At 43.3% G+C, this 16,459-nt stretch carries 9 protein-coding genes; 1 reads left to right on the forward strand and 8 read right to left on the reverse strand.

Annotated elements, in window-relative coordinates; all coding sequences use genetic code 11:
* Positions 1-107: 107 nt before the first annotated feature.
* Positions 108-2,090, forward strand: a complete 1,983-nt coding sequence (locus P2W72_RS03430; protein ID WP_276359489.1) for a dehydrogenase E1 component subunit alpha/beta — start codon at positions 108-110, stop codon at positions 2,088-2,090.
* Between the two features lie 140 nt (positions 2,091-2,230).
* Here the strand turns inward: P2W72_RS03430 and P2W72_RS03435 are convergent, their stop codons facing one another.
* The 8 genes from P2W72_RS03435 to P2W72_RS03470 all read right to left on the reverse strand — a co-directional run bounded on the left by P2W72_RS03435 (position 2,231) and on the right by P2W72_RS03470 (position 16,396).
* A complete protein-coding gene (locus tag P2W72_RS03435; RefSeq protein ID WP_276359490.1) occupies positions 2,231-2,815 on the reverse strand; it encodes a SprT-like domain-containing protein in 585 nt (194 codons plus the stop codon).
* Positions 2,816-2,847: 32 nt separating this feature from the next.
* Positions 2,848-4,962, reverse strand: a complete 2,115-nt coding sequence (gene feoB, locus P2W72_RS03440) for a ferrous iron transport protein B (protein ID WP_276359491.1) — start codon at positions 4,960-4,962, stop codon at positions 2,848-2,850.
* Between the two features lie 6 nt (positions 4,963-4,968).
* On the reverse strand, positions 4,969-5,184 hold the full coding sequence (locus P2W72_RS03445) for a FeoA family protein (RefSeq protein WP_276359492.1): 216 nt from the start codon (positions 5,182-5,184) through the stop codon (positions 4,969-4,971).
* Positions 5,185-5,385: 201 nt separating this feature from the next.
* Positions 5,386-5,787 carry a VanZ family protein gene (locus tag P2W72_RS03450; protein WP_276359493.1) on the reverse strand — a complete coding sequence of 134 codons (402 nt, stop codon included), beginning with the start codon at positions 5,785-5,787 and terminating at the stop codon, positions 5,386-5,388.
* Positions 5,787-6,167, reverse strand: coding sequence for a glycine cleavage system protein GcvH (gene gcvH, locus P2W72_RS03455; RefSeq protein WP_276359494.1), 381 nt, complete (start codon positions 6,165-6,167; stop codon positions 5,787-5,789). Before gcvH ends, P2W72_RS03450 begins: the two co-directional genes overlap by 1 nt.
* 207 nt (positions 6,168-6,374) lie before the next feature.
* Entirely contained in the window at positions 6,375-13,433 is a 7,059-nt protein-coding gene (sprA, locus tag P2W72_RS03460) for a cell surface protein SprA (protein WP_276359495.1), read from the reverse strand.
* Between the two features lie 22 nt (positions 13,434-13,455).
* Positions 13,456-14,040: a Holliday junction branch migration protein RuvA gene (gene ruvA / locus P2W72_RS03465; protein ID WP_276359497.1), complete on the reverse strand. Its 585-nt coding sequence runs from the start codon at positions 14,038-14,040 to the stop codon at positions 13,456-13,458.
* Positions 14,041-14,068: 28 nt separating this feature from the next.
* Complete coding sequence (locus P2W72_RS03470; protein ID WP_276359498.1) at positions 14,069-16,396, reverse strand: NADP-dependent malic enzyme; 2,328 nt, start codon at positions 16,394-16,396, stop codon at positions 14,069-14,071.
* Positions 16,397-16,459 lie beyond the last annotated feature (63 nt).

The following is a 16,459-nucleotide window of genomic DNA, read 5'->3' on the forward strand; positions in this document are numbered from 1 at the left end:
AAATATTATTTAAAAACTGCTAAAAAAGGGGTAAAACCCCGATATCCTCAACATTTTTAGAAAAGCTTAATTTAGAGAGTTTTTTTAGAAAAACTGTATGTTTAGCCATGATTTTTGACCGAAAAAACCTCGATGATCAAACTCTTCTGAAGCTTTACGAACATCTGCTCAGACCGCGGATGATCGAAGAGAAAATGCTGATTCTTCTCAGACAGGGCAGAATAGGCAAATGGTTCTCGGGAATCGGGCAGGAGGCCATTGCGGTGGGAACTACTTTGGCGATGCATTCTGATGAATATATTCTGCCTATGCATCGAAATCTGGGGGTATTTACCGGCCGGGAAATTCCACTCTCAAAACTAATGGCTCAATGGCAGGGCAAGCTGGAAGGCTTTACCAAAGGCCGCGATCGCTCCTTCCATTTCGGAACGCAGGATTACCATATTATCGGAATGATCTCTCATTTAGGCCCGCAGCTTTCTCTTGCCGACGGCATTGCTTTAGCCGATATTCTGGAGAACCGCCAAAAAGCTACACTGGTATTTACCGGTGAGGGTGCTACTAGCGAGGGTGAATTCCATGAAGCCCTGAATGTGGCTGCTGTATGGGATCTGCCTGTTATTTTTGTGATTGAAAATAATGGCTATGGTTTATCAACCCCCGTCAATGAGCAATACCGCTGCGAAAACCTCGTTGACCGCGCCATCGCCTATGGTATGGAAGGCAGAAAGATCGACGGAAACAATATTCTGGAAGTATTTCATACCATCTCTGAGCTGGCAGAGGATATCCGCATAAAGCCACGCCCGGTACTGGTAGAATGTATGACTTTCCGTATGCGCGGACATGAAGAGGCTTCAGGAACTAAATATGTACCTCAGGAACTTTTTGAGGAATGGGAAAAGAAAGATCCACTGAGAAATTATGAGGAATACCTTCTCAGTAAGGGTATCCTGAGTAAAGAGGTTCATGAAAGTCTCAGATCTTCATTAAAACAGGAGATCGAAAATGAGATCGAAAAAGCTTTCGCGATGGCTGAACCCGGGGCGAATGCTGAAGCTGAGAAATCGGATATGTATTGTGACTTTGACGAAAAAGAAATCATTGCACCCGATCCGTTTAAACGAACTGAAAAACGATACCTGGATGCCATCAGCGATGGCCTGCGACAGGCGATGCTGAAATATCCGCAAATGGTAATCATGGGACAGGATGTGGCTGAGTATGGCGGCGCATTCAAAATTACCCAGGGTTTTGTGGAAGAATTTGGAAAAGGCCGGGTACGGAATACGCCTATCTGCGAATCGGCTATTGTGGGTGCCGCTTTGGGATTATCAATTAATGGCTATAAATCGGTGGTGGAAATGCAGTTTGCCGATTTTGTGAGCTGTGCCTTCAACCAGATCGTTAATAACCTGGCAAAGACACATTACCGATGGGGGGAAAAGGCCGATGTTGTGATTCGTATGCCCGCAGGTGCCGGAACCGGCGCCGGTCCATTCCATTCTCAAAGCAATGAGGCATGGTTTACCAAAACCCCGGGACTGAAGGTGGTGTATCCGGCATTCCCGTCTGATGCCAAGGGCCTGCTGCTTGCCGCTATCAACGACCCGAATCCGGTGATGTATTTCGAACATAAATACCTGTACCGTTCAATCGAAGAACCTGTTTGCGATGATTTCTATACCATTGAGATCGGCAAAGCAAGAACAATCCGGCAGGGTGAACAGTTCAGTATCATAAGCTATGGTTTGGGTGTACACTGGGCAATAGATTATCTGAACGGGAATCCTGAATTTTCTGCAGATCTGATCGACCTGAGAAGCCTGTCCCCATGGGATAAGGAGGCCGTACGGGACACCGTCAAAAAAACCGGACGTGTACTCATCCTTCACGAGGATACGCTGACAAGTGGCTTCGGCGGTGAAATATCTGCCTGGATTGCCGAAAACTGCTTTGAACACCTGGATGCCCCTGTTATGCGATGTGCAAGTCTGGATACGGCCATACCAATGAGCAAAGTTTTGGAGGATGATTTTCTGGCAAAAGCGAGACTGGATGAGGTGGTCAGGAGATTAGTGGGGTATTAAAAATATACAGTGATATTTTTGCACTTCTTCAGATTAATGCCTTCTTGTTGATGAACAACGCCCAAAATCCCTTCAGGGGTGAGAGAAAAAGAAAAATATGCAGAAAATCATGCTTTCAGCTCAAAAGTCTGATGCCGTTTCTAGGCCTCCTCAATCAGCGTTACCTCTGCCAGCGGAGGAAACAGATACACCGCCCCTGTCTTTACTTCCACACAACGGTAACGCTTTCTGATCAGGGATTCTTTTCTGAAAACCCTTCCTCCTTTAATGGAAAAGAGGCTGTGCATGGGTAGTTTTTCGACCGTATGTACTCCATCCGGTTTATGATCATACTGTTTAAGTGCTCTGAAAAGATTCAGGTCAGTACAGCTGGAAGCGGAGGGGTTTTCAAGATATCGGTGAATGGCATGTTTTACGTCGGGAGGGAAAATCTCCTGCTCAAAGAACGGGCGCATCATCTTCTTAAAATTGTCTTTCCATTCTTTGCCATGCGGTTTGGCCTTACGCTTATGCTCGTTCCAGGTAAGTAAATGGGCAAACTCATGCACGGTAGTAATCAGAAAAGCGTAGGGGTTAAGGTTATAATTTACTGAAATACGGTGACCCGCATCTTTAAATGGATGCCTGTAATCTCCGTATTTGGTATTACGGTTCCGGGAAATCTTGAATTCGCAGTTAAAATAATCTATCCAGCGGGCAATGATGGGTGCCGCAGCAACTGGCATGTACGTACTGAGAACCTTGATCTTATCCAATTCTATTTCAGCAGCTGATATACTAACAGACTTGCAAGATAAGCGAGTGCGGTCATGTAAGCAAATTGAATTGCCGGCCATGTCCAGCTCTTGGTTTCGCGGTAAACCACAGCAATGGTACTGATACACTGCATAGCAAAGGCATAAAATACCATCAGTGAGAATGCAACAGCCACAGTGAATACCGGCATTCCGGTTTCAGGATTACGGGCCGAAGCCATTTTTTCGCGAACCGATTCCATATGCGCATCATCTGCTTCAACACTATATATGGTAGCCATGGTACCCACAAACACCTCACGGGCAGCAAATGAGGTAATGAGGGCAATTCCTATCTTCCAATCGAAGCCAATCGGTTTGATTACGGGTTCAATCGATTTACCCAAAACCCCTGCATAAGAATTTTCAAGCTTTTCAGAGGCAATCAGGCGATTAAGCTCTGCAGGATCATGCTGCTTCATCATTGATTCTGAACTGTATTTAATTTCGATCTGCTCGAAACGATCGCCGGGACCGTATGAAGAAAGTACCCAAAGAATGATAGATACCGCAATGATTACCTTACCGGCTTCAAATACAAATGCTTTTACACTGCGGTACATCGTAAGCAGCACATTATTCCAGCGCGGCATACGGTAAACCGGAAGCTCCATGATGAAATAACCACGCTCTCTGGAACGTATAATCTGTTTCATTACCCAGGCAACAATAATTGCAGAAAGAATACTCAGAATATAAAGCGACATCAATGCCAGTCCCTGGAGATTGATAAAACCCCAAACCTTCTCATCAGGAACAACCAGAGAGATTAGCAGGGTATAAACCGGAAGGCGCGCAGAACAGGCAATCAGAGGTGTCACCATGATAGTGATCATCCGGTCTTTCCAGCTTTCAATATTACGGGCACTCATGATTGAGGGCACAGCGCAGGCAAATCCACCGATCAGCGGCACAATAGATTTACCGCTCAGCCCAACCTTACGCATGATCTTATCCATCATAAAAGTCACCCTCGCCATGTATCCCGTATCTTCCAGAACTGAGATACAGGCAAAAAGAATAGCGATCTGAGGAATAAAAACAACAACCCCGCTTAATCCTGCCAGCACTCCATCCACCAGTAAATCAGTAAATACCCCCGGAGGCAAAATCTTCAGACTCTGATCTGTCATCCAGACAAACAACTCCTCGATCAGCGTCATCGGATATTCTGACCAGGAGAAAATCGCCTGAAAGATCATGAAGAGTATAGCGAAGAAAATCACAAAGCCGAATACGCGATGCGTCAGCACACGATCGATCCTGTTACTGGTAGTTTCTTCACCCGGTTTGGTGTTCACCTTTACGGTGTCAAACAAAACATCGTTGATAAAATTATAGCGGGCAATGGTCTCGGCAGCCTGCAATTTCTGGGAATGAAACTCATACTCTTTGCAGAGTTCGGCTACCCTCTTTTTCCCGGCATCCGACAAAAAACCGATTTCTTCATACTGATGAGCAATCTGCAATGCCGCATATGGCTTATCAATCTGCAGTTCATCCTGAATTTTTTTGATCAGTTCAGGAGCAATGCTTTCCACTTCGATAGAAGGGTTTTGCAGAGCCATGGAACTGTTATTTTGTATGGCCTCTTTCAGACGGTCGATTCCCTCCTGCTTACGTGCAGAAATCGGAACAACCTGAACCCCAAGTTTTAATGCCAGTTCATCTACAGAAATTTCAATTCCTGATTGCCTGGCCAGATCCATCATATTCAGGGCAATAATGACCGGAATATTCAAATCTGCGATCTGGGAAAAAAGAAGCAGGTTTCTTTTAAGATTGGAAGCGTCGGCAACAAAAATAATCAGATCAGGATAATTTGATGCAGATTTATCCATCAGCGCATCCATCACGATACGTTCATCCCGGCTTTTGGGATAAAAACTGTATGTTCCGGGAAGGTCTGTGATCTGAGCCTGTCGCTGATCCGGAAGTTTACAGTAGCCTGTCTTCTTCTCGACAGTTACACCCGGGAAATTGCCGATTTTTTGATTTAAACCGGTCAGGACATTAAATAGAGTAGATTTTCCTGAGTTGGGGTTACCAACTAATGCAATTTTTAACTCACCGTTCACGGCGGATTATTGCATGATAATGGTTGAAGCTTCCTTCTTTCTCAGACTTAGCTGATAACCCGAAACGGTGATAGCCATCGGATCGCCAAGCGGAGCCACTCGTTCAACAACGATTGGTTCTCCCGGTAAACATCCCATCTCCATCAACTTAACAGACATCTCAAGATCAGTAAACTCTTTGATGATTCCTGTTTGCCCCGGTATTAATTGTGAAAGTTTCATATCCCTCTTAAATCTGATTCAAAAATAAAGCTTATTTGAATTAATTCCAAATAAGAAGAAATTTTTTATCAAAATATGTGATATTACTTATTCTGAGGCACTTGAGATGCAGGGTAAGACCTGATAAATTTAGGACAATTGCATCCTTTTTTAAGAATATTGCAGGAGCTCAGACTCAAAACTATGAGCAAAAAGCCAATCTTAATGTAGTTTTTCATTGAAACGGACTCTGTGTAATAAAACGTAACTAAAGACCCCCATTCCCACTCCGGTCATATCAGCGAAGAGATCCCACCATTCGGCAGACCGATAGGTAAATATCTTCATCTGAAGTATCTCTATAAGAGCTCCCAGAGCAAAGGTAATCGTCAATATTTTCAGTATGGTGAGCGGACGATAGGAGTAACTTGACTGCTCTCTGATTTTACCATAGAACAGCAGGACAGTAAGTACAAAGAAAAAACCGGTATGAGCCAGTTTATCGAAACCCTCAAAAAAAGAAACACCTGATCTGGCTGTATCCAAACCAGGCATTTCGCAGAGTATTGTAATAAAAATTGCCCATAGAATAGAAGGCAACTGATATCTTAAGGTTTTAAGCATTAAGCACCAACCTGTGTTTGATATGCTGACGATCCAAGTAAACCATCAATCTGAGAAGCATCAGAGATCTCTATCTTCACCATCCATCCGTCTCCGTAAGGATCAGTGTTTACCAGCTCAGGGTTGGCATCAAGCTTTTTATTGATCTCCAAAATTTTTCCTGTCAGCGGCATAAAAAGGTCAGAAACTGTTTTCACAGCTTCCACGGTACCGAATACATCTTCAGCATTTACTTCTTTACCTAAAGTGTTGATATCTACATAAACGATATCACCCAGTTCGCGCTGAGCGAAGTCAGTAATACCAACATATGCCTGGCTGCCTTCAACACGTACCCATTCGTGATCTTTGGTATATTTTAATTCTGCAGGAAATTCCATTTTTTATTGATTTTAATTTTTTCAAAAATACTTTAAGAATTGCAGACTTGCAATTCTTAATTGAGAATGAAGGTTTAAATGAGAAGGGTATCTATAATTCCTGAACTGATCTGTATTTATCAGAAATGCATATCAATACCATGTTTCAAAAGATCTTATGCAGTGGCAAACATCTGCATCATTACAGGAAATAAATAGAGCAAATGATTAGAGATTAAACCTCAGATTCACCCCAAAATTGCTGAATGCTGTATTGAATGTCTGCGAAGTATAGGGCTTGGTTATATTCCCGTCATAAAACATCCTCATTGTAAACCTTTGATTCAGGACATAATCAACCGAAGGCCTGATGGTAATATTCTTCGCTCCTGACGAAACTTCTGCATCTTCCACATCTGCACGGTAGATCACCAGCTTACGGTCGCTGAGCGCGAAATCAAGCTTAAAGTTCATGTCATTGTCCAGCTTCAGGCTCTTGAACATACCAAAGGGGAAGCGGAATTTAGTAGTACGGTAACCCATTCCAAACACTGCCCCGTCTTCTTTCTGCTGCGCCAGCTGGCTGTTGGTTAAGCTGAAACTCAATGCTCTGGATTTCCGGTATTCCATGTTCAGGGTCATATTATTCTTCAGTCTCACATCCACACCAAATAAAGGAAGGAACTGCTCAAACAGGGTAACCTGCGAAAACTGGTAGAATGGAAGGAAGTTCCCGTTTGCATCCTTCACACTCACCGCCCCGTTCTGTTCCTGATAACGTACCAGCGAGTTAAATCCGTTGATGGTATAAGTTGAACGATAGGCATGGTTGATATCTACTGAGGTAAATATCTCATTAAAGAAACTATACTTGGTCAGTCCATTGTAGGTAAGTCGCCAGTTAGGGACCGGAATCTTAGGGAAACGACTCAGGCTGACCTTACTTGCATCCTTTCCGGTATAGGCTGCCAGGAATGAAGCGATAAGCACATCCTGTGAATTCTTATTATAACCATCGGCATAGCCACCACTGGTGCCTGTTGAATTAGGATTTAGTGTACCCAGTCTGCGCGAAATGACAGCCCTGTTTTCCTGAAACTGTCTGAAAAGCCTTGATGAATTATTCAGTTTATCCTCCTTGCTGAATGCGGTGCGCATAGAAAAAAAAGAAATACTGAAATCTCCGGTCGTTACCGGACTCAAATTCTCAAATCCATTGCTCGAAGGAAGGAACTTGAAATTGGTGGAATAATTAAAACTCTGACTCTTTATTCCTGTCAGTTCAATACGAAGATCTTTAATAGGTTCAACCAGACTTCTGAAACTCAGGTCTTCTTTTTTAGTATTAATATACAGCTGATTCAGCAAAGAATCCCTGGTAATCCATCCACCGGCCAACGCCCTTCCGCGAATATCGCCCTGCCCTCCGAAAAGGAAATCATAGCCCGGAGCTCGCGAATCAAGATTCTGGCCTATAAAATTGGTTTTCGGAAGATATCCGGGTAAGAAGGTGCCTTCAGTTTTGGTATAAGCCCCGCTGAAGTTCTTCAATGAAGTCAGAAGGTTCACAAAAAATGCGGCAGTTGGATTCTTTCCTTCAGCACTCATATTCCGGATAAAGCCGAATTTATTGTACAAAGCTACCAAACTCAGGGTTGGATTAATTTGTACAGTTCTGCTGTTCTGAATCGTATTACCGACATTGATATTCGGATCATTCATCGTCAGCAGAGGTTCTGTCTGCCAGTTAAATCCTGAACCATAACGCGTGGCAATCGTTACCCATTCAAGACCCGGAATCTTGTTGACGGGCAGATTATAGGTCAGGTTCATGGTATGGCCATAATCCGTGGTTCTTCCCAGCTTCATCAGATTCTGCCATAAGGTATCGCGCTTCAGTCCGGTGATCCTTCCTTCAGGCTCATCAATGATCGAATAATTGGTGGCATTGAAGTCGATCTGCATGGAACGCGTCAGATTCCAGCTAATGCCATAGATGCGCGACATCTGGAAATTCTTATTGAAATTAGTATTGATCGGAAGAAAGTTGTTCGGATCATTATCGCGAAGGGTATTCTCAGAATAGAGGCGGTTCACATCAATACTAAAATTCAATATTGAAGGCAGAAGACTGAAATTGAAATCACGCAGCAATGTCAGATTCTTAGACTTTATCAGCTTCTCAAATGGCGTAATGGACTTAGCCTGCTTTGAATAAGTGTACTGTAATCCGGCACGGTAAGTTTTTTGAATCGTGCTCTCATTAATGAAATCACGGTGATTAAACTCATTAAATGCATAGGTTGCACTCAGGTTTTCAATATCCCAGAGTCTCGTTTTACTTTCAGGATTCGTTTTTATCTTTCTGACATTAGTAAAATTGACACTCTTACGTGAAGTAAAATCCTCGGTTATAAAACGCAGTGAGTCGCGTACTTCTTTTGTTGAATTTTTCAGTACAGTTTTAAACTCCGTATCCTGATTTCTCGGATCGTACTGCGGTGAACCAATCTGTTTAGAGAAATTCACATACATCGGAACCTTAATACCTGTACGCTCAGGGAAAAATTTACCCAGTTCTGCATTACCTGAAACATCAAATAGCACATCATCCTCGCGATTACGCTCACTTACCCTCCGGTCGATGGAACCGAAACCAATTGTACTCTTGCTGCCGGAAACGGTAACATCTGCAAAATCAGCCAGTTTGGCATTCATCCTTGCCGTAGCAGCCCAGCCTCCCCTTTCATCAAAATCTGTAAGTCTCAATTCATTGAACCAGATCTGTGCTGATTTATCCAAACCGTCATCTAAACCGGGATTAGCAGAATTCCGCAATGGGTTTCGAACTCCAAGCATATAAACCCGAACCTTGCTCAGGTCGGGCTGTCCTTTTACAGTTATGATGTTTACCCCATCCTGATAAACAAAGGGGCGGTTGATAGGCCAGGGCTGACCATTCAGCACGGCCCGGTTTCTGGCAGCTTTAGCCTCCAGGAACAACCGCAGTTGAACATCCAGCTTATTCTGTTCAGGCCAGATTAATCCGGGATCATTGGTTCCGGGACTGGTTACTTTCAGCGGAATTTCATAATCATAATAATTGTCCTGATTATCTGTTCCCACCCTCAGAAAAGCACGAAGATCATTATCCCTGATCTGATCTCCTTCAGCATGAATAAACATTTCCATGCGTTTGTAGGAACGGAAATCATTAAAAGTTGTACGGAAAGTAGCACGGCCATAGCCATCTCTTAAATCCCTGACAGACAAGGCCAGAGATTGCTCATTTTGACGCGATTCTCCACGAAAATTGGTAAAATCAATCTCTCTGGTAATCCCGGGAGGCAATACATAAGGTATCGGTGTTCTTTTGCCGTTCTCCTCAATATTCACTGTGCTGACATCAATGGACGAGTTATCCAGTGCCGGATTGACCAATGCCGGATCTGCAATTACTTTAGTGGGATTATTTTCTGCATTATACCTTCTCCACTCGCCGCGTACCAGTTGTAATTTAGCCAGACGCATCACTGTAGTATCCGCAAAATCAGTCATGAACATCCTGATAAAACGAATAGACTTAAAATCTTCAATATTTCCAACTTTCTGCAGATAATCGGAGATCGGAATTTTAAACTGAATCCATCTCACTGTTTCCTGCTTGCCATTAGCCAGTTTTACATTTGCATTCACAATATCAGTGATATAATTCTGACCTACCTGAAGCAGATCCTGAGGACGGACAGATACTTTGTACTGAAAATACTCATCTGCCTGAGTTGAATTGTTATCACGATTGATATCCTCACCATCAGGGAATGAGGTTGCAGCAGTATTTTCAATTCCCGTCAGATCAAGCGACTGCTGCGGAGTTTTAGAGTTGCCCTCGGTATTGTTGTAGCGTTCGTACCTTTTCAGAATACCGGCATTAGCCTGATCCAGATTGGAACCGCGATAATACTGATAATCATCGGATGCAGGATCGGCTGCAAGAGCCTGAGCGGCCTGCGGACTGATACTTGCCTGCACCTGATTAATGAAAGAACTGAACTGTGCTCTTTCCGCATCACTATTCAAACCATCAATACCAACATCCTGAAATTGACGGGCAGTAGGATTATTGTCAAAAGCCTGAATCACGGGCTGCAGCTTTGGCACCTTACCCCAGATCGTCTGATCCGTTTTTGCAATATTTCCATCCACCGGCAAACCATTTTCCAGACTCTTTCTTCCGTCCTTCAGAATATCTTCGGTTATATTACCAAGGTTAAAATACAGATCACCGCCCCGTGCTGTCTTATTATAAATGAAAGGATCGAGCATCCACATTTCAATAAATTCAATATTCAATGATTCAAAATCATTGGTCTCGAGCTTCCTGAAAATGCCTCCCCAACGGCTTCTTGGATTACTTAGCGCTCCATTTTGTGCCAGACCGCCCGTTGTAAAGTTATACGGGCCGCGCATGGTTGGATAATAGGCCAGGTCAAAGGTAGGAAGCAAAATCGCCTGTCCGGTATTCGACTCTTTGTATGGGAAGACCTCGCGCTCAAACACCTGACGTACATAATGATTGGATAGCTCATTCTTATCCCTCCGGATATTATCAGGGGTCAGTGAATTTCCGGTGATATAAAATATCGGATCAACATTATAAAATGCAAGCCTGGCACGGTTGTATCCATAAGCCAGATCATTGTTCAAACGCGATTCAGGAAACATTTGCGGCGTTCCGGAAATCTGCCAGGATATCGCACTCTTAATATCAATCAGTGAACGGCTGGCTTCAAAATCATCCAGATAACTGGCTCCGTTGCGGCTGCCTGCAAAGTTCAAAGCCCTTGGATGCCCGGGGATCAGATTAGCATATTCCCCGCTGAAAGTAATACTTGAGGCTTCTTTGGTATTAATGAATGGAATCTTATCGACCATGCGGGTAAGCCACCTGGAAGGCGAATTATAATTAATATCCATGCCCCAGATGGTATTGGAAATAGCCTCTTCGCCAATGTTTACTTTTTGTGTGAGCGGCTTCTCTGTGAGGTTCATGAAAGTCCCCCCCAGATTCAGCTTGTTATTTACCCGGTAATCGAACCTCGATCCGGTGAGTGATCGCTGCTGAAGACCAAACAATTCATTGTTTTCCAACTTAATACGTATCTGCTGACCCGAATTAAGTAATGCCTGGTTCAGAATACGAACCAAACCGATATTATAATCAACCGTAAAATCAACCCCTTCCTGAAGTGGCAATGTACCGGCCACTACCTGTACAGATCCCGAAGGAATATTGATGGCATTCAGCTGGAATTCAGAACCACCCTGCGACTGATAGGTCCCCTTAATCCGGTAGCGGTTGAGTTTAGCAAATAATTGCTGAGCTATCACTTTCGTTGAATCATACAGCGGCTGAAAAGTATATTTATCAATCAGATTTTTCTCGCTTATCGGATCAAACCTTTTGGCAAGATCAGAACCAAAAGGCTCTACAAGAGGGAATGTAATCCGCCCGTTCAACGGATCGATAGTTATCCCTTCCAGAAAATCAAAATAACCATCAGGCTTACGGTCATTCTGCTGATTCAGATTATCCAGGTTAGTCATCTGAATCCATAATTTTCCGTTGGTATTAGTCCCCTCTGTAATCTGCGGAGTTTCTATCCCGGTGTTCTCATCCAAACGAAAAATATTCAGACGAAAATCATTCCTGCTCACCTGATAAGCTCCCAGAGCATAGATGTTTTTCATCATCAGATCCCAGGTTGGCAAACTTGTTTTCAGGGTTTCATTTTTCAGCAATTTAACATAGAGCAGCTCGGGAGTTGAATTGTTCACCGATACATCAGTTGAAAATTCCCCTACCTGATATTCCACACCATTTACTGTATAGCGAAAGGCAACGGCAAGAACTTCATCGGCATTCAATGCTGTATTCAGAGAGATATAACCCAGTCGCGGGTTCAGAATAAACTCCTTATCAGTAATGTTTCTGGCAAAAGTGAGCTTGGCAAAATTATCGGTGCCCCCGCCTCCTGCCTGAAAGAAGCTACCCGCTTCATTTGAATTCGTAAGCCTGACTCCCGGAGGCAGCACCTGAAGCAGGTTATTGGATTGCTGCGGGAAACCGGGTCCGCTGAATCCTGCAGGATAAACAGAATACCCCGATCCTCCCTGAACCTGCATGGTATTGTACACCTTGTTCTCTCCAAGATCGAGCAGGGCAAGAACATCTCTTGCATTAGCAGTGCTGTTAGCCCTGTTGGTTACCCAAACTTCAATTTTGGTAATGTTAATATTGGAACTGTTCAGCGGAATATTTGACAGTGCCTTATTATAATTATCCCTGAAAAACTGAGCAAGAAAATAATGCTTGTTGGTTTCGTAATTATCTGCCGAAATACTGAACTCGTTCTGCTGTGAACCATTGGTAATAGTGATTTCCTTCTGCTGAGACTTTTGCTGAGAAAAAATACTGGTTACGTTTAAACGGCCAAACTGCAACTGGGTTTTAAGACCAAAAAGAGCCTGACTTCCCGTAATCAGAGAAGAACTTAGCGGAAGACTGACGTTTCCGGCTTCGATCTTTTTGATAATCTCATCATCTTTTCCGGTATAATCCAGCTTAATCTGATTCTCAAAATCAAACTGAGCTTCTGTATTGTAATTGGTAGTGATCTTCATCTTCTCTCCGATCTGTCCAACTACGTTCATTTGTATACGCTGATCAAAATCGAAGTTCCCCTGTCTGCGCTGCCGCTCATTAAACATCGGGTTCTCATTGCGGCTAAGTCTGCCGGAGAATGTCAGGTCTGCCGATCCTTGCGGACGGATTTCGATAGTATTCCCTCCAAATAACTTTTCAAACGACTTGCTGTTGATCTTTACCGGAGGAATAAAACCCGAATCACGGGCTTCAGCCAGAGGCAAATCAGCCAGTTCCCGCCAATAATTACGCTTAATCAGCTGATTTTCATATTTCTGATATTCTTCAATACTTAAGTACTGAGGCTCACGATATAATCTGTCTCCTATTTTTTCACGGATAATATAACGCTTTGAGATCGGATCAAACTCTACACTTTTTTTAATATTGGAAGGGTTGGGAAGAATAACACCTGCAGGACGGCTGAGCTGAATAGTTTTAGAATCCTGAAACGGATAAACAAGCCTGGATGTGTCCTTCTTTGCAGCAGGATTTTGAGCAATCGCCTGCCCTGCTAACAAGAATATAAAGGCACACAATAAACTCTTCAGGTTCAAGTAAAAAGTTGCAGCACTTTTCAATTTCCGGTTAATATTGATGTAATTATAAGCTTTTAAGGGCAATTTTTATCAATTGTTCAACAGATAAATTCTCAGCAGCAGACTTAATTGCGGTATCCAGAGCCTTCTCAGCAGTGCTTTTGGCAAAGCCCAACATAACCAAAGCTGATAACGCTTCATCCTTCGCAGTATTGTGACTTGGCATGGAAATTAATGAATCGGGACCTTCTTTTTTCAACTTATCCTGCAACTCGAGGATCATACGCTGTGCCGACTTAGGTCCGATACCTTTTATTCTTTGGATCAGAGGCACATCGCCCTTTACAATTGCAGTCTGTATTTCAGCAGGAGTTATGGATGAAAGAATCATTCTTCCTGTATTAGGACCGATCCCTGAAACAGAGATCAGATGCAAAAACAGTCGCTTTTCTCCTTCATCTATAAAGCCATAAAGCGTATGGCCATCTTCCTTAACATGGAGCCAGGTATAAAGCTTACACCGTTCATGCTCCGGAAGGGCTGCATAGGTATTAAGTGAGATATTGATATGATAACCTATTCCTCCCGCCTCTATTACTACATAAGTGGGACACCTGAAAACTAATTTACCATCTATATAAGCATACATGTTTTGGAAGGATTAGGCTATAATACGATCAATCTTTTTTACTTGTTTTTTTAAAAATACCCTTTACACGGCTAAATACGGGAGAGTTCTGTTCTTCTTTCGTCTGTACATCTACCACAGCTATTGTAACCATATTAACGATCTCACGAACAGAACTACCGAGCTGAAGCACATGAACAGGCTTGTTCAAACCAAGCAGAATTGGCCCTACAGCCTCCGCACCGCCGATTTCCTGAAGCAGCTTATAGGCAATATTTCCGGATTCGAGGTTAGGGAAGATCAGCACATTTGCAGGAGCTCCTACCAGATTACTGAAAGGATAATTGTCCTTCAGCAAATCAGGGTTCATTGCAAAATTGGCCTGCATCTCGCCATCGACAACAATTTCTTTGTGTTTTTCATGTAAGATATTTACCGCCTGACGAACTTTCTGAGGCACTATACCATCATTTGATCCAAAGTTAGAATAAGACAGCATGGCAATTCTTGGCTGAATATTAAACTTCTTCACTGAGCGATCGAGCAGGCTTGTGATATCTACCAGTTCATCTACAGTCGGGTTCTCATTAACGGTTGTATCACCGAAGAAAACAGGACCTTTTTTGGTAAGCATCATGTACATCCCGGCAACACGATTTACATCGTCCTGGATGCCGATTACCTGCAATGCCGGCTTAATAGTTGATCCGTAATCTTTAGTCAAACCAGAAATCAGGGCATCAGCTTCACCAAACTGTACCATTGCAGCTCCATAATAATTACGGTCGCGCATCAGTTTTTTCGCCTCGAACAAGGTTACACCTCTGCGCTGACGCTTCTTATACAGGTATTCTGCAAACCTTGTACAGGTACTTGTATCCTCAAGCGGGTTAATAATACTTACGCCTTCCAGATCAAGTCCATTTTCAGCTATGATCGATTTTATACGTTCCTTATTACCAAGCAATATCGGAATGGCTATACCTTCATCGCGAACAATCTGGGCAGCCTTTAAGATTTTATAATGATCGGCTTCTGCAAAAACTACTCTTTTCGGAGCTGACTTAGCCTTATTGGTAAGCGTCCTCATCAGTTTATCGTCCAGTCCGAGTCTGGCTTTAAGCTCTTCATTATAAGCTTCCCAGTCTTTGATCTCCTTACGCGCCACACCCGACTGGATAGCGGCTTTTGCCACTGCAGGTGATACAGAGGTAATCAGACGGAAATCTATTGGTTTTGGGATGATATAATCCTTGCCAAATTTAAGATTCTTGGAATTATATGCCAGGTTAACAGCTTCAGGAACAGGCATTTTGGCAAGTTCTGCAATCGCAACTACAGCCGCTTTCTTCATCTCTTCATTGATCCCGGTAGCACGTACATCCAAAGCTCCTCTGAAGATATACGGGAATCCAAGCACATTATTCACCTGATTGGGATAATCTGAACGGCCGGTTGCCATAATGATGTCCTTACGCGTATTAATCGCCAGCTCATAGGCAATCTCCGGATTGGGGTTGGCCATCGCAAATACAATTGGATTTCTAGCCATTGTTTTCAGCATCTCGGGAGTCAAAACATCCGGAGAAGAGAGACCGATGAACACATCTGAATCTTTTACTGCAGCGGCAAGGGTATCGATCTTACGGCTGGTTGCAAATTCTGCTTTAGTACCCTCCAGATTAGGGCGGTCGCTGCGGATCACTCCGGAGCGGTCAAGCATCACAATATTTTCTTTCCTGGCACCCAGACTTACATATAGACGGGTACATGAAATAGCTGCAGCACCTGCACCATTTACAACTATCTTTACTTTATCTAGCTTCTTTTTCTGAAGTTCACAGGCATTGATCAGAGCTGCGGCCGAAATGATAGCTGTTCCGTGCTGATCATCATGCATCACCGGAATAGACATACATTCTTTAAGTCTTCGCTCAATTTCAAAGCACTCAGGGGCCTTAATATCCTCGAGGTTGACTCCTCCGAAAGTAGGCTCAAGGGCCTTTACAATAGTAACAAACTCCTCAATATTCTGAGTATCCAGCTCAAGGTCGAATACATCAATATCCGCGAAAATTTTGAAGAGTAATCCCTTACCTTCCATTACCGGCTTACCGGCTTCAGGACCTATATCTCCCAGGCCCAGCACAGCAGAACCATTACTGATTACCGCTACCAGGTTACCCTTGGCTGTATATTTATAAACATCTTCTTTATTCTCTGCTATACGAAGACAGGGCTCGGCAACTCCCGGCGAATAGGCCAGTGAAAGATCGCGTTGTGAGTTGGTTGGTTTAGTCGGTATAACCTGTATTTTACCGGGACGGCCCTGTGAATGATAATCCAGTGCGTCTTGTTTACGGTTAATCTTGCTCATTATTCAGGAATTGGTTAGGTGGGTAAAATTACAATTCTTTTCATTATAGCTCTAATATAAGGA

Origin of the sequence: Daejeonella sp. H1SJ63 (genome assembly GCF_029360775.1) — a bacterium.
Lineage (GTDB): Bacteria > Bacteroidota > Bacteroidia > Sphingobacteriales > Sphingobacteriaceae > Daejeonella.

Bases quoted from the DNA above. Each gene is read 5' to 3' on its own strand.
- P2W72_RS03430 (WP_276359489.1), top strand. From the start codon at position 108: ATGATTTTTGACCGAAAAAACCTCGATGATCAAACTCTTCTGAAGCTT.
- P2W72_RS03435 (WP_276359490.1), bottom strand. From the start codon at position 2,815: ATGCCAGTTGCTGCGGCACCCATCATTGCCCGCTGGATAGATTATTTT.
- P2W72_RS03445 (WP_276359492.1), bottom strand. From the start codon at position 5,184: ATGAAACTTTCACAATTAATACCGGGGCAAACAGGAATCATCAAAGAG.
- P2W72_RS03450 (WP_276359493.1), bottom strand. From the start codon at position 5,787: ATGCTTAAAACCTTAAGATATCAGTTGCCTTCTATTCTATGGGCAATT.
- gcvH (WP_276359494.1), bottom strand. From the start codon at position 6,167: ATGGAATTTCCTGCAGAATTAAAATATACCAAAGATCACGAATGGGTA.
- ruvA (WP_276359497.1), bottom strand. From the start codon at position 14,040: ATGTATGCTTATATAGATGGTAAATTAGTTTTCAGGTGTCCCACTTAT.
- P2W72_RS03470 (WP_276359498.1), bottom strand. From the start codon at position 16,396: ATGAGCAAGATTAACCGTAAACAAGACGCACTGGATTATCATTCACAG.